A 26,482-nucleotide genomic window follows, 5' to 3' on the forward strand; every position below is an offset into this window, starting at 1 on the left:
CCTACGGTCCTGTGCAGCCGATGCGGGCGAGGAGCAGCGCGATGTCGTCGTCGGCGGATGTGGGCACCAGGTGGGTGATGAGGGAGTCGCACAGGTGGCTCAGGGATCCTCGCGGGTGGGTGAGCAGGCGGGTCAGCTCGTTCAGGCGGTCGTCGATGTCGCGGCCGCGGGTTTCGATGAGGCCGTCGGTGTAGAGGGCCAGGACACTGCCTCGGGGCAGAGTGATGTCAGTGGTGGTGAAGTCGATACCGCCGACGCCGAGGGGGACCCCGGCAGGAGTGTCGATCACATAGGCGTTCCCGCCGGGTTCTGCCACGACCGGTGGCGGATGTCCGGCGCGGGTGATGGTGCAGTGTCCGGTGGCCGGGTCGCAGACCATGTACAGGAAGGTCGCGAGCATCGGCTCGGCGAGGTCGGCGAGGGTGGCTTCCAGTTGGCGCATCAGCGCTATGGGAGACATGTCGAGGCGGGCGAGAGCCCGGACGGCAGCAGACAGGCGACCCATGACGGCTGCGGCCGCTATGCCGTGACCCATGACGTCTCCCATGAGGAGGGCCGCCTTCCCTCCCGGCAGCTGCAGGACGTCGTACCAGTCGCCGCCGACTTCGTTGAGGTCGCTCGCCGGCAGGTACCGGTGAGCCGTTTCGATGTCCGGGGGCGGGGTGATGTGCTGCGGCAGCATGCTGCGCTGGAGGATGACCGCTGTGTCGTGTTCGTGGCGGTACAGGCGCGCGTTGTCGATGCTGACGGCAGCTCGGGCGCACAGTTCGCCGGCGAGGGTCAGGTCGTCGCGCCCGTAGGGGACGGCAGTGCGTGTGCGGTAGAAGGTGGCGACACCGATGACCAGTTCTCGGGCAATGAGCGGGACCATCATCAGCGAGCGGACGCCGGCGCCGTGCAGCTGCGCGGGTTTGGGCGAGTAGCGGGCGCCGAGGCCGATGCGCTCTTCCAGGTGGGCGATCAGGTGAGACTGCCGGGCCACCAGGGGGTGGGTGTACGGGGCGGCCAGGGGGAAGGCGAGGGTTCTGCCGAGCGGGGCCAGCAGGTTGCTGACGGCGGAGCCCGTGAGTGGTGCTTTGCCCAGGCGCCGCAGGTCCACTCCGCCGGCGAGACCCGCGCCCGGTTCGTCGCCGCGAGCGAGGGCGTCCAGCACGTCGACGGTGACGGTGTCGGCGAGGTACGGCACGGCGAGATCGGCCAGCTCCTGGGCGGTGCGCTCCAGGTCGAGGCTGGCGCCGATGCGAGCGCTGGCCTGGCTGAGGAGGGCAAGGCGGCGGCGGGCCGCTTCTACCTCGGTCTGGGCGCGATCCTGTTCGGTGATGTCGACCACGGATGCGATCACGCCGACCGACCGGCCAGCGGGGTCCTCCAACCTCACGTAGGAACACGACCACACGTGGTCGTGGTAGGGATCGGCGGGGGTGCGGCCCGTGCGGATCCGGTCGCGGACGGCCTCGCCTCTGTCGAGGGCTCGGCGCATCGCGTCTTCCATCTCCGGGGCGTTCACCTCGGGCAGGACTTCGGCGAGGCGTCGGCCCACGTGGGCCGACTCACTCAGGCCGTTCATGGCTTCCAGTGCCGCGTTGACCTGCAGGAATCGGAGCTGTGTGTCCATGATGGCAATGCCGACCGGCGAGCGCGCGAACAGCCCGTCCCATATCGCTGACGACCCCCGGATGCGCCGGGTGGCGTGTGCGTCAGCGGCGAAGACCTGCACCGCCGAGGCGCCGTCACGCCGATCCGGGAGAGGACCGGCCCAGATCTCCAGCTCGAGCGGATGCCCATCGCGATGCCATATGGTGACCGTTCCCACCACACCGCGACCGGTCGCTGCCGTCTCCCACAAGGACCGGCCAAGATTGGAGTCGGCTGCCGGGTGCAGCAGATCCGCAATGTGCCGGCCCACAACCTCCTGCGCGGTATACCCGAGAAGTTCCTGTGCAGCCAGGTTCCAGCGCACGATCGTCCCGTCAGCGCCGGTGGCCACCTGTGCCAGGGGCAGCGATCCCAGCCGTCCACCGGCGTCCTGGGCGGCGCTGCTGATCAGCTCCTCAATGGGCATCTCGTCATGCATCCGGCCCCTCCTCCGCTCGGGCGGAGTACCGAGTACCGCCCTGCAACGGGTGGAGCACGGCAATGTCTGGACTCGAACTGGGCTCACACGGCTGGTGCGTCAGTCAGCGGGGCCGCCCTCGAGAAGCGGCCTGCGCTGCATTTGCTCACTACCCCATCGTCGCCCCCGCCGCCGGGAACCGCTCCTTCGTCAGGGCGAAGGACTGCAGCGCCTCGGTGGTGGCGCTGATCTGGGTGAGGACGTCGATGCAGTAGGTGTCCTTCTCGACCAGGCGCTGCAGGCCCCGCACCTGACCTCCCTTGATGCGGCCCAGTCGTTTGAGGACGTCGTCCTTGTCGGCGGTGTCGCCGTGGCACGGCGGTCCCTTCCCTTCACTGTTTACCCCCGGGGGGTATGTGAGGGTAACGACCAGGTGCGGGGACATGCCCGCCTACGCCACCGCGGATGGGCCGCAGCCCCCGCCCGGTGGCCCCGCTGCTTGTAGTCGTCCTTGTCGAACTTCGGCGGCCGCCCGCCACGCGATCCGTGCTTCAGTCGGTTACGGACCCGGTCCGCAGGCACCGGAATCGTTGCCTTGATCCCGCGTCTGCGCAGGTAGGACCGGTTACTGCGGGAGTCGTACGCCTTGTCGGCCCGCCCGCTTCACCGCGCTGGTCGCGTCGTACGTCACCCGGGAACTGCTCGCCGGCTCCCCGGCCCCGGGGGTCCGCCACGTCGAGCAACTGCCCGCGCCGGCGGGCCTCCCGGAGACCCTCGCCGCGCACGGCCTGGCCGTGTGGCGGCTCGGGGAGGCGCCCCCGGCCTGATCCGCCGGCCGGCCGCCCGATGGCCGGCCGGCGGGCTGTTGCCTGCCGCGTCCGCTCCCCTACAGTGCGTGATGCCGAAACCGGTCCGTGACGACGCACAGCCGCCGAACAGGAGCAGACCCGTGGCCACCCACGCCCGCCCCGGCCCCCTCCCGATCCCGTCCCCGGCCGGCCGCCCGGTCCCCGAGCTGGATCCCGCCCTCGTACAGGACTGGCAGGTCGGGGGAGGGGAGCTCATCGACCTGTTCGCCCGGGCCCGCGCACGGCTCGGCGGCATCGCCGCGTTCCGGCTCGGTCCCCGCCCGACCGTCCTGGTCACCGCTCCCGACGCCGTCCAGCACGTCCTCGCTCGGCGGCCCGACCTGTACGTGAAGCGCTCGCACCGCGCCCGGCTGCTGCTCGGCGACGGCGTCCTGTCCGCGACCGGCGACGCCTGGCAACGCCAACGGCGGCTGCTCCAGTCCCAGTTCACCGGCCGCGGGATGCGCCGCTACGAGCAGCGGATCTCCGGCGCCGCGCGGACCGCCGCGGCCCGCTGGGCGCAGTACGCCCGCAGCGGGCAGGTCTTCGACGTCGGCGAGGAGATGCGCCGCTTCGCGCTGGACACCATCTGGCGCTCCCTCACCGGACATCCCCTCGATCCCGATACGGAACGGGAACTCGCCGCCGTGCAGGCCGTCGTGGCCGCACTCCCCACCCTGCCCGCCGACGGCGCCACCGCCCGGGGCGCCGTGGCCGTCGAACTGGCCCGGATCGACGCCGTGTCGAGCCGCGCCGTCGAAGCCGCCCGCTCCGCCGGCGCGGGACCCGACGGCCCCGGTCTGCTGCAGGTCCTGCTGGACGCTGCCGGGACCTTCCCCGAGTACACCGACCGGCTGATCCGGGACGAGCTGGTCACCCTGCTGGTCGCCGGCCATGAAACCACCGCCGGCACCCTGACCTGGCTGTATCTCCTGCTCGACCGCCACCCACACGCCCGCGGGCGGGCCCTCGCCGCCGGCGCGGAAGGCTCCCCCGAACGGAGCCGGGCGCTACAGGCCCTCGTCCACGAAACGCTGCGCTTCTACCCGTCCGCGTGGATCCTGCCCCGCCACGCGGCCGCGGACGACGTCCTCGCCGGGTACGCGATCGAAGCCGGCACCGACGTCCTGGTCTGCCCGTACCTCACGCACCGGGACCCCGGGGTCTGGGAGGATCCCGGCCGGTTCGACCCGGACCGCTTCCTCACCCCCGGCCGGCGGCCCACCCGCCCGGGCGGCTACGCCCCGTTCGGCCTCGGCCCCAGGGCCTGCTTGGGCCTGCAGTTCGCCCTGCGGGAGTCGACCGTCCTCCTCGAACACCTGCTGCCCGCCCACGTCCCGCACTTCCGCTCGGTCCCGGCCAAGGCCGCCTACGGCCTCACCGTCCGCCCCGAGGGCCCGACTCCCGCCACCCTCGCCGACGTCCCGTGACCCGGGGGGTGTCTCACCCTGCCCGGTCGGCCGGAACGGCCTTGCGGAGCTCGCCCGGGGTCTTCCCCGACCAGCGGAGCACCGCTCGGCGCAGCACCCGGACGTCGCTGTAGCCGACCCGGCCGGCAACCGCCGGGAGCGGCAGGTCCGTGCTGCGCAGCAGGTCCAGGGTGTGTTCGTGCCGTACGCTCTCGGTCTGCTCGCGCCACGTCGTGCCGTGCTCGGCGAGCCGCCGCTGGAGCGTACGGGGGCTCATCGCCAGACGGCAGGCCACGTTCTCCAGGCTCACGGTGCCGTCCCGGAACGCCGCGGTCAGAACGGCCCGGAAGCGGTCGAGCCAGCCGAGTACGGGCCGGGAAGCCGCCAGGACCAGCTCCGCGTGGTGCGCCAGGATCCGGTCCACCCCAGGCTGGGCCCTGGGCAACGGCGCTCGTACGTCGTCCTCCGTGAAGGAGATCGAGTTGTACGGCGCACCGAAGTGGATCCGGTCGGTGCCGAACAGCCGGGCCAGCTCCCGGGCCCGGCGGGGCGGCCGGTGGGTCACCGTGACCCGGGAGGGAACGATGTCGCGTCCGGTCGCCCACCTGGCCCGCGTCAGGAACAGCGAGAGGGCGAAGAGGTCGACCGCCTCGACCACGTCCGGTCCCCAACCGCCCGTCGCGTGGCGGACCGTGAAACGCCCCCTGCCCTCGTCGACGACCAGCTTCTCCGCAGCCGGATCGCCGATCACGGCGATGAGGTTCACGGCCTGTGTGAGCGACTCCCGCAGGGTGGACCCGCTGGTGATGAGGTAGTCCCAGAGTCCGAAGGTGCCGATCGGGGCCTCTTCGAGGATCAGTGGGCCGGTGAGGGTGCCGGCTTCGCCCAGGACCAGGTTCTCCCACACGGTCAGGAGCGACGAGGTCGAGACCCTGGCCATGTCGTTGCCGAGCACGTCGGCGCCGAGGTCGGGCAGGCGGGCGAGCCCGCCCGTACGGGCGTCGGCCACGGCTGCGACGAGGGACCGCGTGAGGTGGGCCGAAACGGTGCCGTTGATCGCGGACGGATACATAGGAACTGGGAGGTTATCAGCCGCCTCGAACGGCCCTTCGGCGTGAACGCGCCGTGGCCCTTCCGAGCCGGCCGCGGCGGCCGGAAAACACGTGGACCGCCCCGGCGCCCTTACGGGACACTCCGACTCCTGTCCTGCTGGTCCGACAACACGGGGTTTGGGATGGGATCGCCAAAATCGCGCGAAAGCATGACGAGCAGGGGCTCGGTGCTGCTCGCACTCCGCTGTTACGGACGGGAACTGGCGCGCCTGCGCCGGGTCGCCGTTCCCGCCATGCTGCTCCCGGCGCTGGGCAACATCGGCATCTTCTACATTGCGCCGCTGGTCGTCGCCAAGCTCGTCGGCCAGGTCGCCGAGGGCCGCGGCGCCGGCCTCGACACGATGCTGCCCTACGTCCTCGCCTTCGCCGGGGTCCTGCTGCTCGCCGAGACGCTGTGGCGGATCGGGCTGCACTGCCTCAACCGCCTCGACGCCCGGGGCATCGAGCACCTCTACGTCATCGGCATGGACGAACTGTTCGCGAAGGACGCGGCGTTCTTCCACGACAACTTCGCCGGATCGCTCACCAAGCGGGTCCTCAGCTTCGCCTCCCGCTTCGAGGAGTTCGTCGACACGCTGACGTTCTCGGTCATGGGCAGCTTCGTACCGCTGCTGTTCGCGTCGGTGGTGCTGTGGCAGTACGAACCGATGCTCGTGGTCGGCCTCCTCACGCTGATCGCCCTGACGGCGCTGTGCGTCGCCCCGCTCATCCGCCGCCGCCAAGTCCTCGTCGCCGAGCGGGAGGAGGCCATCGCCCGGGTCTCGGGACACGTCGCCGACAGTCTGATGAACATGGACACGGTCCGGGCGTTCGCCGCGGAGGACCGCGAGGCCGCCGAGCACCGGTCCCGCGTCGCCGAGTCGCGCCGGCTGACGCTGCGTTCGTGGGACTACGGCAACCTGCGCATCGACACGCTGGTCGCGCCCCTGTCCGTACTGACCAACGTGCTGGGCCTGCTGCTCGCCGTCGCCCTCGGCGCGGGGGAGCACGGCGTGGAGGCGATCATCGTCACCTTCACCTACTACGCCAACGCGACCCGCATCATGTTCGAGTTCAACCAGATCTACCGCCGTCTGGAGAGCTCGATGACGGAGGCCGCGCAGTTCACCGAACTCCTGCTGCAGCCGCCGACGGTGGTCGACCCGGTGACGCCGGAGCCCCTGCGCTCCGAGGGCGCCGACGTACGGTTCGAGCAGGTGAACTTCTCCCACGGCGGGGGGCGACCGCTCTTCGAGGGCCTCGACCTGGACGTGCCCGGCGGATCGAAGATCGGCCTCGTCGGCCGGTCCGGTGGCGGCAAGACCACGCTCACCCGGCTGCTGCTGCGGATGACGGACGTCGACGGCGGCCGGATCCTGATCGGGGGCCAGGACATCAGCCGGCTGCGGCAGTCGGACCTGCGCAGCCGGCTCGCCTACGTGCCGCAGGACCCGGCCATGTTCCACCGCACGCTGCGGGACAACATCGCCTTCGCCCGGCCGGGGGCCACCGAGGCCGAGATCCGCCGCGCGGCCGAGGCGGCACACGTCACGGAGTTCGCGGACGCGCTGCCCGACGGATTCGACACCATGGTCGGCGAACGCGGCGTCAAACTGTCCGGCGGACAGCGCCAGCGGGTCGCGCTCGCCAGGGCCATCCTGCGCGACGCGCCGATCCTGCTGCTCGACGAGGCGACCAGTGCCCTGGACTCGGAGAGCGAGGTCCTCGTCCAGGAGGCGCTGTGGCGGCTCATGGAAGGCCGGACGGCGCTCGTGGTGGCGCACCGGCTGAGCACGGTGGCCACCATGGACCAGCTCGTCGTCCTCGACCGCGGCCGGATCGTGGAGCAGGGCACGCACCAGGAGCTCCTCACGACCGAGGGCGCCTACGCCAAGCTGTGGAAGCACCAGTCGGGGGGCTTCCTCCACGACGCCGACGCCGACGCGGTCGCGGACAACGGCAGCCGGGCGCACTCCGAGCTGAGCTGAACCCGGGCCGTGTCCTGTGGAGCAGGTCAATCGAAACTGAATAGTTTGTTCCGATGTGAGTGTCGAAGCTGAAGGTGATGAAAGCCCGGGACGGCGTCGGCTGGCCCGGGCGGTACTGACGGGCATGGCCGCCGTGGGCGCCGGGCTGGTGGCCGGCTCCTCCCACGTGCCCATGGCCCCGCGCATCGGTGGAGGGGCCGGATCGCGGCCCACCACCCCCGAGACGGCGCTCCGCGAACTGGTGGCGGGAAACGGGCGGTGGCGGACCTACCACGAGCGCCACCCCGACCAGACGCGGACCGTGCGGCGCACGCTCGTCGCGGGCCAGCACCCGTTCGCCGTCGTCCTCGGCTGCGTCGACTCCCGGGTTCCGCCGGAACTGGTCTTCGACCAGGGCCTCGGCGACCTGCTGACCGTCCGCTCGGCGGGCGAGGTCCTGGACGAGGCGGTCCTCGGGAGCATCGCCTACGGCGTCCTCGAACTGCGGATCCCGCTGATCGTCATCCTGGGGCACCAGTCGTGCGGGGCCGTGGCCGCGGCCGTGCGGGCCGCGGAGGGCGGACCACCGCTCCCCGGCCACATGCAGTACCTGGTCGACCAGATCCGCCCCGCCATCGACCGCGGTTTGCGGGGTGCCGCACGCATCGACGCCGCGATCACCGCAAACGTCCGGCTGGTGCGCGAGCGGCTGGCCGCCGAGCCCGAGATGGCCGCCAGGGTCGCCGCCGGTGCGCTGGCCGTCGTGGGAGCCCGGTACGAACTCACCAGCCAGCGGGTGCGCCGGGTCCGCTGAACCCCGAGCGCCCCGAACCGAAACCCCGTTCGTCAACCGCGAGGGGCCCTTTCCGCACGTCCAGGTGATACTTCCCCGCCCGGGCCCCTTTCGGCGTCCAGGGCGCCCGGGGGGCTGGAGAGTGGGTTCATGATCATCGAGTCTTCCCCCGCCCCGGACGCCACCCCCGACCCTGCGGACGGGCACGCCCCGGACCGCGCCCGCCGCCCCTCGCGCCGCACCCTCATCGCCGGGGCCGCCGCGGTCGCGGGAGCCGGCGCCCTCACGGCCGCCACCGCGTCCGCCGGGACGCCGCAGACCCCGTCCGGCCCGGCCCGTCCCGACTGGCAGACCTGCCTCACCGTCGCCCGGGCGGTCCTCGTACGGGACGACGACGACCAGCCCCTGGTGCCCGGTTACACCGACGTCCTCCTCAGGAACGGCCTGCCGCGCTCCCGGATGCCCCGCAGGAAGGTACTGGTCGTCGGCGCCGGGCCGGCCGGCCTGACCGCCGCCCACCTGCTGCGCGAGGCGGGCCACGAGGTCACCGTCATCGAGGCCAACGGCAACCGCGTCGGCGGCCGGATCAAGACCTTCCGCACCGGCGGACACGAGAAGTCCGCCGCGGCCTTCGCCGACCCCAAGCAGTACGCCGAAGCCGGCGCCATGCGGATCCCCGACAGCCACCCGCTGGTCACCGGCCTGATCGACAGCCTCGGCCTCAAGCGCAGGCGCTTCCACCTGGTCGATGTCGACGGCTCCGGCCGCCCCGCCTACCGCACCTGGATCTTCGTCAACGGCATCCGCGTCCGCCGCGCCGACTACGCGCGCAGCCCGCAGACCCTCAACCGCTCCTTCGGAGTGCCGGCGGCTTACGAGTCGATCCCCGCCGCGCAGATCGTCCGCAGCGCCTTCGCCCCGGTACGCAAGGAGATCGACGGCAAGAAGGACAAGGAACTCGTCGAGGGCTGGGCCCGCGTCATCCAGCGCTACGGCCACATGTCGATGTACCGCTACCTCACGGAGGAAGCGAAGCTCGACGAGCGCACCATCGACCTGATCGGAACCGTCGAGAACCTCACCTCCCGCCTCCACCTCGCCTTCGTGCACAGCTTCATCGGGGCCTCGCTCATCAGCCCCGACACCGCCTTCTTCGAACTGCCCGGCGGCACCGCCACGCTGGCCGACGCGCTCTACGCCCGTGTCGAGGACATCGTGCGGCTCGACCGCCGCGCCACCCGGATCACCCACGGGGAGGGACGCGTCACCGTCGACACCGTCTCGGAGGGCCGCGACGGCCGCCCCGTGCAGCGCGAGACCTTCACCGGCGACACCGCGATCATCACCGTCCCCTTCTCCGGCCTGCGCCACATCCCGGTCACCCCCGCGCTCTCCTACGGCAAGCGGCGCGCGATCACCGAACTGCACTACGACGCGGCCACCAAGGTGCTGCTGGAGTTCAGCCGCCGCTGGTGGGAGTTCGACGAGGCCGACTGGAAGCGCGAACTGGAAGCCGTGCAGCCCGGCCTGTACCGCAAGTACCAGCTCGGGCAGACCCCGGAGGACGGAGCGCTGCTGGGCGCCCACTCCTCCGTACCGCGCAGCGGCATCTCCGGTGCCCAGCGGGCCCACTACGCGGCCTGCCGCAGCCTCACCCGCGACCAGCCCGAGGCCGCCGGGGTCATCGGCGGCGGCTCGGCCACCGACAACCCCAACCGCTTCATGTTCCAGCCCTCCTACCCCGTCGAGGGCAGCCGGGGCGGGGTCGTGCTCGCCTCCTACAGCTGGTCGGACGACGCCCTGAAGTGGGACTCCCTGGACGACGACGAGCGCTACCCCCGCGCCCTGGCCGGCGTCCAGGAGGTGTTCGGGCAGCGGATCGAGGTGTTCTACACGGGCGTCGGACGCACCCAGTCCTGGATGCGCGACCCGTACGCGTACGGCGAGGCCTCCGTGCTGCTGCCCGGCCAGCACACCGAACTCTTCCCGCACGTACGCGGGGCGGAGGGGAACCTGCACTTCGCGGGCTGCCACACCTCCGTCAAGCCGGCGTGGATCGAAGGCGCCCTGGAATCCGCGGTGCGCACCGCCCTGGAGGTCCACACGTCGGCGTGACCGACGGCCGGACGGTCTGACGGCCGGACGGTCTGACGGCCTCGTGCCTCAGTTCTCGGCGAGTACGACCACGCAGTCGTGCTCGCCGAAACGGACCCGCTGCCGCTTGTCGGGATTGAGCCGGACGCCGTACGCGGGAGCCGTCGAGGTCTGGCCGCGCAGCCGGTAGCCGACCGCGCACTCGCGGCGGCGGCGCGCCGACTCGACCACCGTGGCGAAGGCCACCTCCCGGTCGGTCCGGACGTAGTCCGCCACCGGCCGCAGGTAGAACTCGCTCCCCTCCGCCCTGAACAACTCCTCGAAGACGTCCGCGAGATGTCCGCTCTCGGAGATCTGGGTCATCAGGAGGCTGATCAGACGGCCGCTGACGATGAAGTCGGCACCGGCGCGGGCGGGGGCGAGCAGCCGGTTGCCGTCGTCGGACATCTCGGTGGTCAGCGGGAGTTCGCAGCCCGCCGCATCCCCGATCGCCCGCAGGTGCAGCAGCGTCAGCAGGGTCCTGTCGTCCGTGCCGCTCCCGGGCTCCGCGGCGCGGGCGGGCGGGTCGGCGTCGGGGGGTGCGGCGGCCGGGGCCGTGCCCTCGCGGTCCGTCTCGCCGATCACGATCACGCTGTCGTACGAGGGCACGTCCAGCTTCGCCAGGACGTCCGGGTCGGTGATGTCCCCGCTGTGGAAGGACACGTCGAGACGGCTGCGCGCCGCCGCGACCTCGGCGGCGGTCCGCCGCGTCGCCGCGTCGCCGAACGCCACGACGTCCAGGGTGGTGCCGGGGCTGACGAACTCGTCGAGCTGCTCGACGACGAGCGGAGCGCGCCGGTTCCAGCCGAGGAGGAGGAGCCGTTCGGCGCAGCGTGACCGGGGGCGGGCGGTGACGATCGCGTCCTCGTCGACCCAGGGGCCGGCCGGCTCCGGCACGGCCGTGTCGTCGTCCTCGGAGACCAGGATGATCCGGTCGCCCGCGTCGATCTCCGTACCGGTGTCCGGGTTGAGCACGACGCGGCCGTCCGCGTGCAGCAGGCCGACCACCGAGGACGTGGTGAACGCGAGCAGGGCTTCGCCGAAGGTGCGTCCGGCGAGACCCTCCGCGCCGGCGGTGTAGAACTCGTCGCCGTCGAAGTCCAGCAACTCCTGGTACACGAGGGAGAGTCCGGGCTGGCGTGCGGTCTGCACGAGGAGCCGGGCGATGATCTCGTCGGCGCACAGCACGTGTCCGCCGGGTCCGGCCGCCAGCCTGGCCGTGAGGTGGTTGCGGGCGTCGCGGACCGCGGCTACCACCACCGTGTCGCGCGGCCGGGGGAGCGCGGCGTCGAGGGCGAGCAGGGTCTTCACCACGTGGGCGTCGCCCGCGTCCCCGTCGGGAGGCAGCACCAGGACCGCCTTCGACGTCTGCGGGCTCACCCGGGCCAGCACGGTCGGGTCGGTGGTGGGCCCGCTGCGGCAGATGATCCGCGTGGCGCCCGTCCCGGTACGGGTCCCCGTACGGTCTCCCCGGCCGCCGAGGCTCGTGGCGATCTCGTCCTCCATGTCGACCTTGTCCTTCGGGGCGAGGACGGCGACGGCGCGGCGGCGTTGGTTGGCGTTGGCCGCGACGAGCTCCGCGACCACCGGCAAGATCTGGTCGGACCAGCCCAGGACGACGGTGTGCCCCGCCTCCAGGACCGTCGAGTGTCCGCGCCGCAGCGACATGATGCGCTGGTTGATGCCGGTGGTGATCAGACTGACCAGCGTCGAAACGAACAGCAGGGCCACCAGGGCGAGCGTCACCGAGGCGAGCACGTAGAGCGGGGAACCGACCGCGCCTCCGACCTTGAGGGTCTGTCCGACGCTGACCCATACGGCCGTGAGCCGCCCCGAGAGGGTCGTGGGGGCGGCCCGGTCGGCCCAGACGAGGACCGCGCTGGCCGGGACGACGACCGCCAGGCAGGCCACCGCCAGCCACCCGATGAGCGGGGCGGACCCCCCGGCCACCAGGTTGTCGAACCGGTACCGCAGGCGCAGCCGCAGGGACGTGGTGTGCTGCTGTGCCATGCGTACTCCCTCGTCTTCCGGGCTGCTAACCCGCGGGAGGCCCAGGAGTTACGGGCGGACCCGGCCGGAAGCGGACCCTGCGTGCAGCGGGCCGGCCCTGAGCGGTCACGGGCGCAGGGCCGCGATGACCTCGCCGGTGGTGGTCACCCTGCCGATGCGCGGGAAGATCTGGCCGAAGGTGTGGGCGTGGGAGCCGGGGTCGGTGTCGGCGGTGGCGTCCGCCGGGAAGACCAGGTCGTAGCTGAGTTCCCACGCCGTACGGGCGGTGGGCTCGACGCCGACGCTGGTGGAGATGCCGGCCAGGACGATGCGGTGGATGCCGCGGCGTCGGAGCTGGAGGTCCAGCTCGGTGCCGGTGAAGGCGCCCCAGTGGCGTTCGGTGACGACCACGTCGCCGAGGGCGGCGAGTTCGGCGGGGATCTCGGAGAACGCGGGGGGCGGCGCCGCGGCCGGACCCGGCCGGTCCGCATGGGCGGTGGGGAGGTCCCCGCCGTCGGGCGACCAGGCCGCCTTGACCAGGACCACCGGCAGCCGGCGGGCGCGGAACGCCGCGGCCAGGCCGATGAGGACCAGGGCGGTGTCCCCGCTGAGGACCAGGGCGGTGTCCCCGCCGAGGACGAGGTCGGTCGGGTCGGCGGACATGCGCTCTCCTTCGGGGCCGGGTGCGGTGGGGCCGTCGGCGCTCGGTCTGAGGTGAAAACCTGTCAGACGGGGCCGTGCCCGCCCCGGCTGACCACCGGCATGTCGCGTACGGCCGGGGATCGCCCCGACACTCCCGTAGAATGCGAACATGAGTACGAATGTGGCGGAGGTGCGCCCCCCGCTGTCGACGGCGCTGACCGGCGCGGAGCTGCTGCGCTGGTACTGGACCCTGGCCGAACTGAGCGGGCTGGCACGGCAGATGGGGGTGCCGGCCCGCGGCGGGAAGGCCGCCGTCACCGCCCGGCTCGCCGCCGCGCTCGACGGCCTGCCCGAGCCCGTGTCCGCGGCGCCCGCCGAACCCCGCCGCGCGGGAAGGCAGCTCGCCGCCCCCGTCGACGGGACGACGGTGATCCCGGCGGGGCAGCGCTGCAGCCAGGTGCTGCGGGAGTACTTCGTCCGCGAGATCGGCCCGGGCTTCCACTTCGACGCCTTCATGCGGGAGTACGTCGCAGGCCACGCGGGGCACACCCTCGCCGAAGCCGTCGAGCACTGGCACGCGACCCGTGCCCGGGCGGCCGAACCCCAGGAGGTCGGTGACCAGTTCGAGTTCAACCGCTTCCTGCGCGACTGGCACGCAGACCACCCCGGCGGCGCCCGTGCGGACGCCATGGCCGCCTGGCGGGCCCACCGGGCCCGCCCCCGCGACCGGGACACTCCCCATGGCCGCCCGTAGCGCAGGTCGACGACCCCGGTGCCGAAGGTGCGGCTGCTCTCCGGGATGATCTTCCGCTTACCGCCTCCGCCTGCGCCGCGGACATACTGATGGCCGTGAAGACCGAACCCGAGACCGACGCAAACGGCCCCTCCGACGACGGCACCGTCCTGTTCCACGTCGACGGCCGGACCGGCGTGGTCACCCTCAACCGCCCCCGGGCCCTCAACGCCCTCACCCACCCCATGGTGCTGCGGATCGCCGAGGCCCTCGACGCCTGGGCGGACGACCCCGCCGTCAGCCAGGTCCTGATCCGCGGAGCCGGCGAGCGCGGGCTGTGCGCGGGCGGCGACATCCGGGCCATCCACGACGATGCCAAGGCCGGTACCACCGCATCCGCCGGCTTCTGGCGCGACGAGTACCGGCTCAACGCCCGCATCGCCCGCTACCCCAAGCCGTACGTCGCCCTCATGGACGGCATCGTCATGGGCGGCGGCGTCGGGGTCTCCTCCCACGGCAGCGTCCGCGTCGTCACCGAACGCTCCCGCGTCGCCATGCCGGAGACCGGCATCGGCTTCGTCCCGGACGTCGGCGGAACCTGGCTGCTCGGCCGCGCCCCCGGCCGGCTCGGCACCCATCTCGCCCTCACCGGTGCCGCCGTGGGCGCCGCCGACGCGCTGCTCTGCGGGCTCGCCGACCACTTCGTACCCGCCGAGCGGCTCCCGGAGCTGACCGCCGCACTGGCCACCGCCCCCGCTGGCGAGGTGCTGCCGCGGTACGCCGCCACGCCCGCCCCCGGGGTCCTCGCCGACGGGCGGCCCTGGATCGACCACTGCTACGCGGCCGCCACGGTCGAGGAGATCGTCGAGCGGCTGCTCGGCCATGGCGAGCCGGCCGCGAAGGAGGCCGCAGAGACGCTTCTGGCCAAGTCCCCGACCGCCCTGAAGGTCACCCTCGCCGCGGTGCGCCGGGCCGCCGCCCTCGACACGCTGGAGCGGGTTCTTGCCCAGGAGTTCCGCGTCTCCTGCAACGCACTCGCCGCGCCCGACCTGGTGGAGGGCATCCGGGCCCAGGTCGTCGACAAGGACCGCACCCCGCGCTGGTCCCCGCCGACCCTGGCCGAGGTCGCCGAAGCCGACGTGGAACGCTTCTTCGCCCCCCTCGGCGAAGACCGCGAACTGCGTCTTTCCTAAGGGCTGTCCCGTAATCCCCGGTGGATCGGCGCGCGGCGTCAGACGCGGTGCACCGCAAGGCGGAGGAGCATGCTGATACTGGGCGTATCCGGGCGTTCCGACGACGCGGCGAGGTGCCGTGGCTGTCGTCGTGCGCCCGCCGGGGATCACGGGACAGCCCTTGGGTCGTCAGGCGCGGGCGAGACGGGCCTGGAGGCCGTCCAGGATCCGCTGGAGGCCGTAGTCGAAGTTCTCGTCGCGGAGCGCACGCGGGCTCCGCTCGCTCTGTCCGCTCCGGGCGGTCCGCGAGAGCTGGGCCGCCTCGCCGCTCGTCGCGCCGACGACGTACGAGACGACGGCCCTCATCGCGGGGACCGCCTCGCTCGCCGGGAAGCCGGCCGTCTGGAAGAGCGCCAGCATCCGCTGCGACATGCGCAGCAGGTTCGGGCCGAAGCGCGCCGGCCCCGCCTGCCCGAGCACCGAGGCCACCCAGGGGTGGCGCAGGGTCATCGCGCGCAGGCTGTGGCCGCTGCGCGAGACGGCCTCGCGCCAGTCGCCCGGCGCGTCGGCGGCGGGCACCACCAGCTCGCCGCAGACCTCGTCCAGGACCAGCTCGATCACCTCGTCCTTGCCGGTGACGTGCCGGTACAGCGAGGTGGCGGCCGCGCCCATCTCGCCGCCGAGCTTGCGCATGCTCAGCGCCTCCATCCCGTCGGCGTCGAGCAGCCGCAGCGCCGCCGCGACGATCTGGGCCCGGCTCAGCGCCGGCTGCCGCTCCTTGCGGCGCGGACCCGTCCAGGCGGGGGCGACGGCGGGCGCGACGGGGTCGTGGTGCTGCTCGTCTGCTGACATGGCGGCAGCCTAGCGGTCGGTGCGAACGCCGTACGCACCCTGCGCACGGCGTCCCCCCGCGCGTCGTCCCCCCGCCGCGCCGTCCTGCCCCCGTCGCCCCGCTACGCGTCGGCCCCGACGTACTCCCGCAGGTGACGGGCGGTCAGCGTGTCCGCCCCGGCCACCAGGTCCGCCGGAGTGCCCTCGAAGACGACCCGGCCGCCGGAGTGACCGCCGCCGGGGCCGATGTCGATCAGCCAGTCTGCGTGCGCCATCACCGCCTGGTGGTGCTCGATGACGATCACGGAGTTGCCGTCGTCGACGAGCCGGTCCAGCAGGGCCAGCAGCTTGTCGACATCGGCCATGTGCAGGCCGGTCGTCGGCTCGTCCAGGATGTACGTCGAGGACTTCTCCGCCATGCTGATCGCGAGCTTGAGCCGCTGCCGCTCCCCGCCCGACAGGGTGTTGAGGGGCTGGCCGAGCCGCACGTACGAGAGGCCGACGTCGGCCAGCCGCCCGAGGACGGCCCTGGCCTGGCCGGTGGAGAAGAACTCGAACGCCTCCGCCACCGGCATGTTCAGTACCTCGCTGATGTTCTTGCCGCGCAGCCGGTACGTCAGCACCTCGGGCGTGAACCGCTTGCCCTCGCACTCCTCGCACACCGTGGCCACCCCGGCCATCATCGCCAGGTCCGTGTAGACGAGCCCCAGGCCGTTGCACTTCGGGCAGGCACCCTCCGAATTGGCGCTGAACAGTGCCGCCTTGACGCCGTTGGCCTTGGCGAAGGCGGTCCGGATCGGGCCCAGCAGACCGGTGTAGGTGGCCGGGTTGGACCGGCGCGAACCGCGGATGGGCGACTGGTCGGCCACCACGACCCCCTCCCGCCCGGACAGGTAGCCGTGGATCAGCGAGCTCTTCCCGGATCCCGCGACACCGGTCACCACCGTGAGCACGCCGAGCGGCACGTCCACGCTGACGTCCTTCAGGTTGTGCAGGTCGGCGCCCTTCACCGACAGGTGGCCGCGAGGGCTGCGCACCGACTCCCGCAGCCGCGCCCGGTGACCGAGGTGGCGCCCGGTGAGGGTGCCGGAGGTGCGCAGCCCGGCCACGTCCCCGCTGTAGCACAGCTGCCCGCCCGCCGTGCCGGCGCCCGGGCCGAGGTCGACGACGTGGTCGGCCATGGCGATGACCTCGGGCTTGTGCTCCACGACCAGCACGGTGTTGCCCTTGTCGCGCAGCCGCAGCAGCAGGTCGTTCATGCGCTGGATGTCGTGGGGGTGCAGGCCGGTGGTGGGCTCGTCGAAGACGTACGTGACGTCCGTGAGGGAGGAGCCCAGGTGCCGCACCATCTTCACGCGCTGGGCCTCGCCGCCGGACAGCGTGCCCGAGGGGCGGTCCAGGCTGAGGTAGCCCAGACCGATCTCGACGAGGGAGTCGAGCAGGCCCCGGAGGTTGGCCAGCATCGGGGCCACGCCGGGGTCGTCGATCCGGCGTACGAAGCCGGCGAGTTCGCTGATCTGCATCGACGCGCACTCGGCGATGTTCACGCCGTGGATGCGCGAGGACAGTGCGGCCGCCGAGAGGCGGGTGCCCCCGCAGTCGGGGCAGGCGGTGAAGACCACCGCACGGTCCACGAAGGCCCGGATGTGGGGCTGCATGGACTCGCGGTCCTTGGCCAGGTAGAGGCGGGTGATCTTGGTGATCAGGCCCTCGTAGGTGAAGCCGTTGGAGCCCGCTTTCACCTTCACCGCGCTTCTGTGCAGGAAGTCGGCCCACTCCTGCTCGGTGAAGTCCTTGAGCTTGGTGTCGGGGGAGTAGAAGCCGGAGTTCGCCATGTTCTGCCAGTACCAGGAATCGACGGCGAAGCCGGGGACGGTGATCGCGCCCTCGTTGAGGGAGAGTTCGCGGTCGACCAGCTGGTCCACGTCGATGTCGGAGACCTCGCCGACGCCTTCGCAGCGCGGGCACATCCCCTCGGGGTTGTTGAAGCTGAACGCGCTGGACGTGCCGATGTGGGGCGTGCCGACGCGGGAGTAGATGATCCGCAGCATCGTGTAGGCGTCGGTGGCGGTGCCCACGGTGGAGCGGGAGCCCGCGCCCATCCGCTCCTGGTCGACCACGATGGCGGCGCTCAGGTTGTGCAGGCCGTCCACGTCGGGCCGGCCGAGGCTCGGCATGAAGGACTGGATGAAGGCGGTGTACGTCTCGTTGATCATCCGCTGCGACTCGGCGGCGATGGTGCCGAAGACGAGGGAGGACTTCCCGGAGCCGGAGACGCCGGTGAAGACCGTCAGGCGACGCTTGGGGATGTCCAGCGATATGTCGGCGAGGTTGTTCTCGCGGGCTCCCCGTACCTGGATGACCTGGTGGTTGTCGGCGGCGATGTGCACGGGACTCCTTGAGGTGCGGCGCGGCGGCTTGCTCTCTGAGCTTCACTCTATACGCTGTACTCTATACGGTGTAGCTCATTGTTGGCGAAGGCTCGGAGGCGGGGACATGGCGAAGGACCGCAGCGGCGCGGGAGATCCCGTCCGCACGCTGGAGCTGCTGTGGCGCGAGTCCGGGCAGTCGGCGCAGCCCGCCCGCCGCGGTCCGCGGCAGGGCCTCAGCGTGGACGCCGTCGTCCGGGCCGCGACCGCACTCGCCGACGAGGAAGGACTGGCCGCGCTGACCATGCGGGCGCTGGCGCAGCGGCTCGGCGTGACGCCGATGACCGTCTACACGTACGTCCCCGGCAAGGCGGAGCTGCTCGACCTGATGCTCGACGACGCGTACCTGCACATGGAACGCCGGCCGGCCGACCCGGGGGAGCCCTGGCAGGTCCATGTCGCCCGGGTGGCCGAGGACAACCGGGACCTGATGCTCCGCCACCCCTGGATCGCCGACCTGGCCGTCACCCGCCCGCCGCTGGGCCCGGGGGTGATCGGGAAGTACGAGTACGAGCTGGCGGCCTTCGAGGGCATCGGGCTCACCGACACCGAGATGGATGCCGCCCTGGCCCACCTGCTCGGCTTCGTCCACGCCAACGCCCTGGCCGCCGCCGACGACGCCGACCACAACAGCCGCCAGAGCCAGGAGGACTGGTGGGCCGTCAGCGCCCCGCTGCTGGAGCGCGCCCTCGACCCCGAGCGCTACCCGCTCGCCGGCCGCGTCGGCAGCGCGGTCGCCGGCTACCACCCCGAGACGATCTGGTCCTTCGGCCTGCAGTGCGTCCTGGACGGCCTCGCCCACCGCCTGGCCTCCCGCCCCACGCCGCAGACCGCGGACCGGCCCGAGGCCGTCTAGCGGTAGCCGGTGGTGTCCGCGGGGTGGCCGGGGTCCTGGACCTCGACCAGGTAACGCCAGGCGTCCGGACGGCTGCCGTCCAGGTCCGTGAAGCCGTACACCTGTGCCAGCCGGCCGCTGGAGAGGGACTGGCCGTTCCAGCGGGAGACCTCCGGGTCCGCGGCGAGGGCCGCGACCGCGCGGCCCACGTACGCGGGGGTCTCGGAGATCGCGAAGTGCGGGGTCTTGGCCAGCGCCTCCCGCCAGGTCTCCTCCGTCACGCCGTAGGCGTCGAGCATCATCTCCGAGCGCAGCCAGCCCGGGGTCAGCGCCACCGCCGTGGCCCCGCGCGGGCCCAGCTCGTGCCCGAGCGCGAACGCCATCCGCAGCACAGCGGACTTGGCGATGTCGTAGAAGAAGGAGACCCGGTAGCGGGTGGCGTTGTAGTCGGCGGTGCCGTCCGTCATCTCCACCACCAGACCGCCCGGCTCGCGCAGCAGCAACGGCACCGCGAAATGGCTGGTGATGGCGTGCGTCTCCACCGCCAGCCGCAGCAGTCGCAGCCCCTTGTCCAGGTCGTGCTCCCAGACGGTGCTGTCCCACTCGAAGAGCAGCTCCCCGCCCCAGATGTCGTTGACCAGGACGTCGAGACGGCCCTGTTCCGCGTCGATCCGCGCCACCAGGGCCTCGACCTGCGCCGGCACCAGATGGTCGGCGACCACCGCGATGCCCCGGCCGCCCGCCGCGGTGACCAGTTCGGCGGTCTCCTCGATCGTCTCGGGCCGGTCGTACTCCGAACGCCGGCCCCTGGTGCTGCGCCCCGACACGTACACGGTGGCGCCCTGCGCCCCCAACTGGACCGCGATGCCGCGGCCCGCACCCCGCGTCGCCCCCGCGACGAGGGCCACCCTGCCTTCGAGACCTTCGAGAGTCATGCGCCGACCCTACGACGGCTGCCGCGTCCGCAGGCCGCGGACACGGAGACGAGCGCCAGCGACAGCAGCAGCCCGAGCGCCGCCGCACCCAGCGCCGCGCCCGGTCCCCACATCGTCCAGGCCGCCCCGAACAGCAGGGACCCGGCGAACCGGGCCAGCGCCTGCGCCGTCTGGAGCACCGCCAGCCCCGTCGTGCGCAGTTCCGGCGGGAGCAGCGGCCCGGCCGCGGCCATCAGCACCCCGTCGGTGGCCGCGTAAAACAGGCCGAGCGCCGCCAGTACTCCGGCGACCAGCAGTGCCCCGGCCGGCAGCGGCGCCAGGAGCAGCAGGCAGGCGCCGAGCAGAGTTGCGTGCCCGCCGAGGAAGACCCGGCCGCGCCCGACCCGGTCGGCGAGCCGGCCCACGGGCACCGCGGCCAGCAGGAACACGGCCGCCGTGCCGACGGGCAGGAGCGGGAACCACACGGCCGACAGGTCCAGGCGGCGCTGCAACAGGAGGTAGAGGAAGGCGTCGCCGACGGTGAACAGGCCGAGTACGGCGGCCGTGAGGCACAACCGCCGCAGGCCGGCGATCCGCAGGAGGGAGCGCACGGGCGGCGGCTCCGGCGGCCGCGCGACCGAGGGCGCGGGGGCCTCCCGTACGAACAGGGCGAGCACCACCACGCCCAGGACGGCGACGCAGCAGCTCACGGTGAACACCGCCGCGTACCCGTCCACCGCGACCCACAGCACCCCGAAGGCTGCCAGCGGCCCCAGCAGCGCACCCGCCGTGTCGAGCGCCCGGTGCACCCCGAAGGCGCGGCCCTGCATCCCGGGCGGCGCCGACAGCGAGATCAGCGCGTCCCGGGGCGCGGTGCGCAGCCCCTTGCCGGTCCGGTCGGCGGCGAGCACCGCCGCCACCGACCAGGGGGCGGTGACGGCGAGCAGGGCCGCCTTGCACGCCGCGGAGAGCGCGTACCCGGTGCCGGCGACGAGCTTGTGGCGGCGGGTCCGGTCGGAGATCCGGCCGCCGACGAGGCGCAGCAGCGCGGTGGCGCCCTGGTGGAGACCGTCCAGGGCGCCGAAGGCGAGCGGGGACATGCCGAGTCCCGCCATCAGGTACAGCGGCAGGACGGCGGTGACCATTTCCGCGGAGACGTCCGTGAGCAGACTGACCAGTCCGAGCGCGAACACCGTGCCGGGCACGGCCCGCAAGGGGCCCTTGGGGGCCGGGGTGTCCGCGCAGACGTCCGCGGCCCGGCTGGTCGACAGGTACACGGATGCCTCCGGGGCCGGGTCAGAACCAGTTGACGGTGAGCGGGAAGGCGGCCGTGACGGTCGTGCCCGCGGAGTCGGTCGCCGTCGCGGTGACCTGCACCGTGCCGACGGACCACGGCCTGCCGCTGATCCGGCCGCTGGTCGTGTCGAGGGTCAGGCCCCAGGGCAGCCCGGTGGCCGCATACCGGACCGGTGGCTTGCCGCCGGTGGCGCTGAGTTGGACGGTGCAGGACTGGTTGAACTTGCAGGTCCGGGGGCCCGGGTCGGCCAGCTTCAGACCGCCCGGGGTCGGGGTGGGCGTGGGAGTCGGCGTCGGCGTCGGAGTGGATGTGGGCGTGGGGGTGGGCTCGGTCGAGGTGTCGAACACCTCGCTGATCGGCTGGACGTTCGCCGCGTTGCCGGCGTGCGTCGCCGTGCCGAAGAGGTCCTCGAGGGTCCGCAGCAGATGGTGGTGGTTGAAGGCCGTGGCGTACTTGCCCGTCTTGACCTTCGCGCCGTGGAAGACGGTCGCGATCTGGTTCGACCCCAGGTAGTTGTCCTCGTCCCAGGTGAGCACCAGCAGGCTGTTGTTGGCCTTCGCCCACTGCGCGTAGGCGTCGAGGTTGTTCCTGGTCCAGGTGTCCCCGGTGCCGACGGAGCACGAGTGCATGTCGTTGCACTGGTTGGGGACCACGAAGGACAGGTCGGGCAGCGCCGCGAAGTCGTTCTGCGGGAACTGCGTCCACGTCTTGCCCGTGTTCAGCGGCACGTTCTTGAAGGCGAACCACGGGTTGTGCTTCTGCGCGTACTGGCCGTTCGTGCACGCCGTGGAACCCTCGCCCGGCAGGTCCTCGTTGTACGTCGCGAAGGTCTTGCCGGCCGCGATCAGCTCCTGGCCGAGGTTCGGCGCCGTCATCGACTGCGGGGTGTAGCAGCCGTCCCCCGTGATGCCCTGCGTGGAGCCGGAGAAGAGGTTGAAGTAGTTCGGCTGGCTGGGGTGGGTGAGCGCCTTCATGCCGGTCAGGCTCGCGCCGCCGTTCGCCAGCTGGTTGATGTACGGGGCGTTCGCGCTGCCGATGATCTCCCCGTACTGCTTGTTCTCGTACACGACCACCACGACGTGGTCGTAGGAGGGCAGGGCCGCTGCTGCGGCCGCCGGAGCGGCCGAACCGTGCTCGGCGGCCTGGGAGTTGGCCACGGTGAAGGCGCCGAGCAGGCCGAGCGTGCCGATGCCGGCGACGGCCGCGGACCACAGGGCGCGGCGTCTCGTGCGCGCCGCCGGTGAGGGTGGGTGCGTGGGCATGGGGTTCTCCTTGTCGTTGTCGTTGTCGTTGTCGTCGGCGTCGTACGGGCCGGGGACCGGGCGGGTCATCCCTCCCGCCGGGCCGCGCCGGCCACGGCGATGTTCAGGAACCGCGGTACGGGCAGCCCCCGCCCGCGGAAGTCCTCCGCGACGGCGGACCGCACCGCCGCCAGCCGTGCCTCGGGCAGCAGCACCAGCACGCTCCGCCCGGGCCGCTGCCCGGGCGGCCAGGCGCTCAGGGCCCCGGCCCGGCGGGCGCAGGACACCGCACGCGCCAGCTCCCGGGGACGGTCCGCGGCCTCGCCGCGCACGGCCATCAGCACCAGCCGTGCCCCCGAGGCCGCCGGGTCGAAGGCGACGTACCGCTGCCGCCGGCGCGGTTGCGGCTTCGGCTGTGGGTGGACGCCCAGCAGCAGGGCCCGGCCGGGCCGGGCGAAGAACACCGCCCGGCGCAGACCGTCGTCCCCCTCCGGCAACGCCTCGGCCAGCAGCCGGGCGAGGAGCGCCCGGTCCGGCTGCTCCTGCGCCCCCGAGTGGACGTCGGCCACCGCCAGCGCCACCGCGCAGTCGGCCGGTTCCGCCGTCGCCAGTCCGGCGGCCGCCGCGAGCGAGCCCTGCACGTGCAGGTCCGTCCCGCCGCGGCCGTACCCGGCGCGCGCCAGGGCGCGCAGTACGGTGTACGGCCGGACGGCCCAGGCGGGAGCGTCGGGCAGCGGCCCGGACAGGGTCAGCGGCAGGTCGCAGCCGTCCGCCGGATGACCGAGGGAACTGAGCCGTACCAGGCCGTCGTCGCGGGGGGCCGCCGCTGCTGCGGTCGGCCAGCCGGCCGCGGCCACGAGCCCGGGGGAACCGAGCCGGAAGGCGTACGGTGCGCTCCACACCGCGGCGGGGGGCCAGCCGTGCGCGGCCTCCAGGGCGTACGCGACCAGGCGGAACAGCGGATCGGCGGTGGCCCGCCGAGCCAGATCGCCTCCGGCGCGGCCGGCCGGCCCACGCGCGGCGGAGCCCGCGGCAGGGGCCGGCGCCGGGGCCGCTGCGCCCGCCGGGACGGTGGGGCCGGACGCCGGGGTCATGGGGCGTCCTTGCGGGCCAGCAGCCGATAGGCGTTGCCGCCGTCCGTACGGCGGGCGGCCGCCGTACGGAGGGTGTCCAGCGCCGCCGCGGCCGCGAAGCAGGGCAGCGCCGCCAGCCGCACGGCATGGGCCAGGGCCCGGGTCCGGCGCGTGGCCGGCGGGCCCCACGGCCGGTCCGGGTCGGGGGCCAGGCGCGTCGCCGTGAGGGCCACCGCGCCGAAGAAGTCGTTTCCCTGGTGGGCCGGCCCGTGTTCCTCGGCGACGACGGTGAACCCGCGGTCGGCCAGAGCCTCGCGCAGGTTCGCGGCGGGGGCGAGGTGCTGGTGCTGCGGCTGGAACCAGGGCAGCCAGGCCGGGCCGAGGACCCGCGCCATCCGCGACTCCGGGTCGGGCAGCTCGATCGCCAGGAACCCGCCCGGGGCGAGGACGGCGGCCGCCGCGTCCAGTTCGGCCAGCGGATCCCGGGTGTGCTCCAGGTAGTGGTACATGCTGACCACCTCGTACTGGCCCGCCAGCTTCGGGGCGAACTCCGGGAACTGGCCCTGGTATCCGGTCTCCACCCAGCCGCGCCGCTCCGCCTCCCGGACCCCGTCGCCCATGTCCAGCCCGTCGAAGCGGGTCCGCGGCCACACGGCCCGCGCCGCGTTGCAGAAGTGTCCGTGCCCGGTGCCGACGTCCAGCCAGGAGACCGGGTCCGCGTGGGGGAGGAGCATCTCGGCGCGCCCCCGGTAGGCGGCGCCCAGTCTGCCGAAGACGGTGCCGGCTCCCTCACCGCCGCTTCCGTCGTAGAAGTCGCGGTAGTAGAACTCCAGCCCCTCCGGGGTCAGCCGGGGGTTCTGGAAGACGTGACCGCAGTCCCCGCACTGCTCCAGGGTGAACCGGCCGGGCTTGCCCTGGAGCAGGTCGGGCACCCGGACGCGGACCGAGAGCCGGGCGGAGCCGCACCACGGGCAGTCCGGACGGCGTGCCTCCAGGAAGCGGTCGGTGCCCCCGGCCAGGTCCTTGCGGTAGGCGGCCGCCCGCGCGCCGTCGGGTGCGTCGTCCCGCCCGGCCGCCCGGGCCGTACGCAGGCCCGCCCTGAGGGAGCGCACCGGCCTCGCGGCGGTGGCCCGGGCCAGATCGGCCGGCCGCAGCGGCGAGCCGGACCCGCCCAGCACCAGGTACGGCTGGAGCCAGTACAGCCCGGCCGCGGCCGCACCCCACCGGCCCTGGCGTACGGCGACACCCGCCAGCAGCGCCAGCCCGCCCAGCTGGGCGGCGGCCAGCGCGCCGGGCGGCAGCCCCTGGGCCCGCAGCTCCGCGGCGCGCGCCGGCCCGCCGGAGTCACCGGGGCCCCCACAGCTCAGGCCAGGGGCGACGGCCAGCCCTGTCGCGTCGGAGGCGTACTCCTTCAGACGGCGCGTCAGCGCCAGCAGTTCCGCCGGCTCCGGGCGCGGACCGCCCGGATCCACCCCGGCCCGGTCCAGCACCTCCTCGGTGACGAGGACGGCGAACCCGGCCCCGCGCCCCTCGCCCAGCCGGTCCCACCGGTAGCGCGCGGGGTCGACCAGACGGAGCAGCCCCAGCGCCCGTTCGGCGGCCAGGTCCGCGGGCAGTAGGTCCAGCACCCGCAGCCCTTCCCCCTCCGCGTACGCGCAGGCGGCCAGGAAGGTCGCCGGATCGGGCTCGACCCCGCCGGCGGTCAGCAGCCGCCACCCGGCGGGCCGCGGCACTCCGGCCGACGTGGGCGGGACCACCGGCAGCACGGGCAGGGCCCGCAGCCGGAGCGCGGCCCGTACGGTGCCCGCGCCGAGGGCGGCCAGTAACACCGCGGAGGTCCAGCGGACCCCGGAGAGCGGAGGGTGCGTCATGTCAGCTTCTCCAACCGGTCGGCCGCGGCGGCGGCCCCGCCCGCCGCGGCGAATGAGGCCTGAATCCGCCGGGCGGCCCGGCGGGGGCCGGGGTCGTCCAGTACGGAGGTGAGCGCGTCGCGCAGTTCCTCGGCCCGCGTCCTGCCGAACCGCACCCGGATCCCCGCCCCGGCCTCGACGACCTGACGGGCCACGATCGGCTGGTCGTCCCGGATGGGAGCGACGACCAGGGGCAGCCCGTGCGCGAGGGCCTCGCAGACGGTGTTGTGCCCGGCGTGGCAGACCACCGCGTCCAGGTGCGGCAGCAGCTCCAGCTGCGGGACGCTCTCCTGCAGCAGCACGTGCTCCGGCACCTCCCCGACCATGGCGGCGGGCGCCGCCAGCACCAACTGCACCTCGTCGGCCAGGCGTTCGGCGGCTCCCAGTACCGCGTCGTAGAACCGGGACCCGGCCTGCTGGTTGAGGGTGCCGAGGGAGACCAGCACCCGCCGCCGCCCCGGGTCCAGGCGCTGCCAGGGGAAACCGGGCGGGGCCGGGCGTGCCCCGAACGCCGGACCGACGTACGCGTGGTGCGGGGGGAACTGCCCGGTCGTTCCCACCAGTTCGGGGGTGGAGAAGACCAGTACCAGGCGCTCGGAGAACCGCGGGTCCCATCCCCGCCGCTCCCCGCCCGCGCCGTACTCCGCGAGCAGGCCGGAGATCTGCCCGGCCACCCACTCCCCGACCTTCGGGAAGTCGGCGAAGGGACGGGTCAGTTCGGCCGAGGTGCTGGCGGACGTCACCCAGGGGACGCCGAGCCGGCGGGCGGCCAGCGGCCCGGCCAGCGCCTGCTGGTCCGCGACCACCACGTCCGGTCCGAAGGTGCGCACGGCCCGCTCCACGCCCGGCACCATCGCCCGGGCCAGCGGCACCAGCGCCTCCTCCCACAGGAACCGCAACGCGCCCACCCCGCGCAGGTCGCGCCAGCGCTCATGGAGCTCCGTGTACACGCCGCCCGCCTCCTCGCCGGCGGGCAGGATCCGGGCCTGCGCGGGCAGCAGCCGGGCGAGCGCCGCGGCCGGCCCGGTCCAGGCGGTCTCATGGCCCCTGGCGGTGAGTTCGGCTCCCACGGCCACGGTCGGATTGACGTGCCCCGCGAGCGGCGGCACCGTGAACAGCACC

19 protein-coding genes and 2 pseudogenes are annotated in these 26,482 nt (G+C 73.3%); 7 read left to right on the forward strand and 14 right to left on the reverse strand.

Features of this window, described 5'->3' with window-relative positions; all coding sequences use genetic code 11:
• Window position 1: 1 nt before the first annotated feature.
• From ACZ3X1_RS17845 to ACZ3X1_RS17855, 3 genes and pseudogenes are all read right to left on the reverse strand, one after another.
• Window positions 2–2,074 carry a SpoIIE family protein phosphatase gene (locus ACZ3X1_RS17845; protein ID WP_467280210.1) on the reverse strand — a complete coding sequence of 691 codons (2,073 nt, stop codon included), beginning with the start codon at window positions 2,072–2,074 and terminating at the stop codon, window positions 2–4.
• Window positions 2,075–2,264: 190 nt separating this feature from the next.
• Window positions 2,265–2,498: pseudogene (locus ACZ3X1_RS17850) on the reverse strand (metal-sensitive transcriptional regulator); the annotation flags it as partial.
• Window positions 2,499–2,545: 47 nt separating this feature from the next.
• Window positions 2,546–2,707 (reverse strand): annotated as a pseudogene (locus ACZ3X1_RS17855) (IS5 family transposase); the annotation flags it as partial.
• 295 nt (window positions 2,708–3,002) lie between these two features.
• On the opposite strand from ACZ3X1_RS17855, the gene ACZ3X1_RS17860 reads away from it, so the two are divergent.
• Window positions 3,003–4,331, forward strand: coding sequence for a cytochrome P450 (locus ACZ3X1_RS17860; RefSeq protein WP_467280211.1), 1,329 nt, complete (start codon window positions 3,003–3,005; stop codon window positions 4,329–4,331).
• 13 nt (window positions 4,332–4,344) lie between these two features.
• On the opposite strand, the gene ACZ3X1_RS17865 is transcribed toward ACZ3X1_RS17860, so the two are convergent.
• Window positions 4,345–5,382, reverse strand: coding sequence for an AraC family transcriptional regulator (locus tag ACZ3X1_RS17865; RefSeq protein ID WP_467280212.1), 1,038 nt, complete (start codon window positions 5,380–5,382; stop codon window positions 4,345–4,347).
• Window positions 5,383–5,571: 189 nt separating this feature from the next.
• On the opposite strand from ACZ3X1_RS17865, the gene ACZ3X1_RS17870 reads away from it, so the two are divergent.
• From ACZ3X1_RS17870 to ACZ3X1_RS17880, 3 genes are all read left to right on the forward strand, one after another.
• Window positions 5,572–7,389, forward strand: coding sequence for an ABC transporter ATP-binding protein (locus ACZ3X1_RS17870; RefSeq protein ID WP_467280213.1), 1,818 nt, complete (start codon window positions 5,572–5,574; stop codon window positions 7,387–7,389).
• Window positions 7,390–7,444: 55 nt separating this feature from the next.
• Window positions 7,445–8,182 carry a carbonic anhydrase gene (locus tag ACZ3X1_RS17875; protein WP_467280214.1) on the forward strand — a complete coding sequence of 246 codons (738 nt, stop codon included), beginning with the start codon at window positions 7,445–7,447 and terminating at the stop codon, window positions 8,180–8,182.
• Window positions 8,183–8,311: 129 nt separating this feature from the next.
• Complete coding sequence (locus ACZ3X1_RS17880; protein WP_467280215.1) at window positions 8,312–10,276, forward strand: flavin monoamine oxidase family protein; 1,965 nt, start codon at window positions 8,312–8,314, stop codon at window positions 10,274–10,276.
• A 48-nt stretch (window positions 10,277–10,324) separates the two neighbouring features.
• On the opposite strand, the gene ACZ3X1_RS17885 is transcribed toward ACZ3X1_RS17880, so the two are convergent.
• Together ACZ3X1_RS17885 and ACZ3X1_RS17890 are read right to left on the reverse strand one after the other, a co-directional pair.
• Window positions 10,325–12,304 (reverse strand): CASTOR/POLLUX-related putative ion channel, encoded by a 1,980-nt coding sequence (locus ACZ3X1_RS17885; protein WP_467280216.1) that lies wholly within the window; start codon window positions 12,302–12,304, stop codon window positions 10,325–10,327.
• 105 nt (window positions 12,305–12,409) lie between these two features.
• The gene (locus tag ACZ3X1_RS17890; protein ID WP_467280217.1) at window positions 12,410–12,946 is read right to left on the reverse strand and encodes an isochorismatase family protein; all 537 of its coding nucleotides are present in this window, start codon (window positions 12,944–12,946) and stop codon (window positions 12,410–12,412) included.
• Window positions 12,947–13,094: 148 nt separating this feature from the next.
• On the opposite strand from ACZ3X1_RS17890, the gene ACZ3X1_RS17895 reads away from it, so the two are divergent.
• A complete protein-coding gene (locus ACZ3X1_RS17895) occupies window positions 13,095–13,679 on the forward strand; it encodes a DUF6434 domain-containing protein (RefSeq protein ID WP_467280218.1) in 585 nt (194 codons plus the stop codon).
• 95 nt (window positions 13,680–13,774) lie between these two features.
• On the forward strand, window positions 13,775–14,851 hold the full coding sequence (locus ACZ3X1_RS17900) for an enoyl-CoA hydratase/isomerase family protein (RefSeq protein ID WP_467280219.1): 1,077 nt from the start codon (window positions 13,775–13,777) through the stop codon (window positions 14,849–14,851).
• A gap of 168 nt (window positions 14,852–15,019) precedes the next feature.
• Here the strand turns inward: ACZ3X1_RS17900 and ACZ3X1_RS17905 are convergent, their stop codons facing one another.
• Together ACZ3X1_RS17905 and ACZ3X1_RS17910 are read right to left on the reverse strand one after the other, a co-directional pair.
• Window positions 15,020–15,682, reverse strand: a complete 663-nt coding sequence (locus tag ACZ3X1_RS17905) for a TetR/AcrR family transcriptional regulator (protein WP_467280220.1) — start codon at window positions 15,680–15,682, stop codon at window positions 15,020–15,022.
• Between the two features lie 101 nt (window positions 15,683–15,783).
• Window positions 15,784–18,051, reverse strand: coding sequence for an excinuclease ABC subunit UvrA (locus ACZ3X1_RS17910; RefSeq protein ID WP_362622950.1), 2,268 nt, complete (start codon window positions 18,049–18,051; stop codon window positions 15,784–15,786).
• A gap of 106 nt (window positions 18,052–18,157) precedes the next feature.
• On the opposite strand from ACZ3X1_RS17910, the gene ACZ3X1_RS17915 reads away from it, so the two are divergent.
• Window positions 18,158–18,946 carry a TetR/AcrR family transcriptional regulator gene (locus ACZ3X1_RS17915; protein WP_467280221.1) on the forward strand — a complete coding sequence of 263 codons (789 nt, stop codon included), beginning with the start codon at window positions 18,158–18,160 and terminating at the stop codon, window positions 18,944–18,946.
• Here the strand turns inward: ACZ3X1_RS17915 and ACZ3X1_RS17920 are convergent.
• The 6 genes from ACZ3X1_RS17920 to ACZ3X1_RS17945 are packed head-to-tail and all read right to left on the reverse strand — an operon-like array spanning window position 18,943 to window position 26,481.
• On the reverse strand, window positions 18,943–19,860 hold the full coding sequence (locus ACZ3X1_RS17920; protein WP_356809721.1) for an SDR family oxidoreductase: 918 nt from the start codon (window positions 19,858–19,860) through the stop codon (window positions 18,943–18,945). The two genes, ACZ3X1_RS17915 and ACZ3X1_RS17920, sit on opposite strands and share 4 nt — an antisense overlap.
• The gene (locus ACZ3X1_RS17925) at window positions 19,857–21,116 is read right to left on the reverse strand and encodes an MFS transporter (protein ID WP_467280222.1); all 1,260 of its coding nucleotides are present in this window, start codon (window positions 21,114–21,116) and stop codon (window positions 19,857–19,859) included. Before ACZ3X1_RS17925 ends, ACZ3X1_RS17920 begins: the two co-directional genes overlap by 4 nt.
• Window positions 21,117–21,135: 19 nt before the next feature.
• On the reverse strand, window positions 21,136–22,467 hold the full coding sequence (locus tag ACZ3X1_RS17930; protein ID WP_467280223.1) for an alkaline phosphatase family protein: 1,332 nt from the start codon (window positions 22,465–22,467) through the stop codon (window positions 21,136–21,138).
• A complete protein-coding gene (locus ACZ3X1_RS17935) occupies window positions 22,464–23,471 on the reverse strand; it encodes a galactokinase (protein WP_467280224.1) in 1,008 nt (335 codons plus the stop codon). Before ACZ3X1_RS17935 ends, ACZ3X1_RS17930 begins: the two co-directional genes overlap by 4 nt.
• Window positions 23,468–25,321, reverse strand: coding sequence for a class I SAM-dependent methyltransferase (locus ACZ3X1_RS17940; RefSeq protein ID WP_356809713.1), 1,854 nt, complete (start codon window positions 25,319–25,321; stop codon window positions 23,468–23,470). Before ACZ3X1_RS17940 ends, ACZ3X1_RS17935 begins: the two co-directional genes overlap by 4 nt.
• Window positions 25,318–26,481 (reverse strand): glycosyltransferase, encoded by a 1,164-nt coding sequence (locus ACZ3X1_RS17945; protein ID WP_467280322.1) that lies wholly within the window; start codon window positions 26,479–26,481, stop codon window positions 25,318–25,320. Before ACZ3X1_RS17945 ends, ACZ3X1_RS17940 begins: the two co-directional genes overlap by 4 nt.
• Between the last annotated feature and the right edge of the window lies 1 nt (window position 26,482).

The sequence above is a fragment of the Streptomyces sp. NPDC023541 genome (genome assembly GCF_055559995.1).

What these genes read in the sequence shown, in the direction of transcription:
- ACZ3X1_RS17930 (WP_467280223.1), bottom strand. Translation starts at nt 22,467, where the DNA reads ATGACCCGCCCGGTCCCCGGCCCGTACGACGCCGACGACAACGACAAC.
- ACZ3X1_RS17920 (WP_356809721.1), bottom strand. Translation starts at nt 19,860, where the DNA reads ATGACTCTCGAAGGTCTCGAAGGCAGGGTGGCCCTCGTCGCGGGGGCG.
- ACZ3X1_RS17880 (WP_467280215.1), top strand. Translation starts at nt 8,312, where the DNA reads ATGATCATCGAGTCTTCCCCCGCCCCGGACGCCACCCCCGACCCTGCG.
- ACZ3X1_RS17895 (WP_467280218.1), top strand. Translation starts at nt 13,095, where the DNA reads ATGAGTACGAATGTGGCGGAGGTGCGCCCCCCGCTGTCGACGGCGCTG.
- ACZ3X1_RS17870 (WP_467280213.1), top strand. Translation starts at nt 5,572, where the DNA reads ATGACGAGCAGGGGCTCGGTGCTGCTCGCACTCCGCTGTTACGGACGG.
- ACZ3X1_RS17940 (WP_356809713.1), bottom strand. Translation starts at nt 25,321, where the DNA reads ATGACGCACCCTCCGCTCTCCGGGGTCCGCTGGACCTCCGCGGTGTTA.
- ACZ3X1_RS17935 (WP_467280224.1), bottom strand. Translation starts at nt 23,471, where the DNA reads ATGACCCCGGCGTCCGGCCCCACCGTCCCGGCGGGCGCAGCGGCCCCG.
- ACZ3X1_RS17865 (WP_467280212.1), bottom strand. Translation starts at nt 5,382, where the DNA reads ATGTATCCGTCCGCGATCAACGGCACCGTTTCGGCCCACCTCACGCGG.
- ACZ3X1_RS17845 (WP_467280210.1), bottom strand. Translation starts at nt 2,074, where the DNA reads ATGCATGACGAGATGCCCATTGAGGAGCTGATCAGCAGCGCCGCCCAG.
- ACZ3X1_RS17885 (WP_467280216.1), bottom strand. Translation starts at nt 12,304, where the DNA reads ATGGCACAGCAGCACACCACGTCCCTGCGGCTGCGCCTGCGGTACCGG.
- ACZ3X1_RS17905 (WP_467280220.1), bottom strand. Translation starts at nt 15,682, where the DNA reads ATGTCAGCAGACGAGCAGCACCACGACCCCGTCGCGCCCGCCGTCGCC.
- ACZ3X1_RS17915 (WP_467280221.1), top strand. Translation starts at nt 18,158, where the DNA reads ATGGCGAAGGACCGCAGCGGCGCGGGAGATCCCGTCCGCACGCTGGAG.
- ACZ3X1_RS17890 (WP_467280217.1), bottom strand. Translation starts at nt 12,946, where the DNA reads ATGTCCGCCGACCCGACCGACCTCGTCCTCGGCGGGGACACCGCCCTG.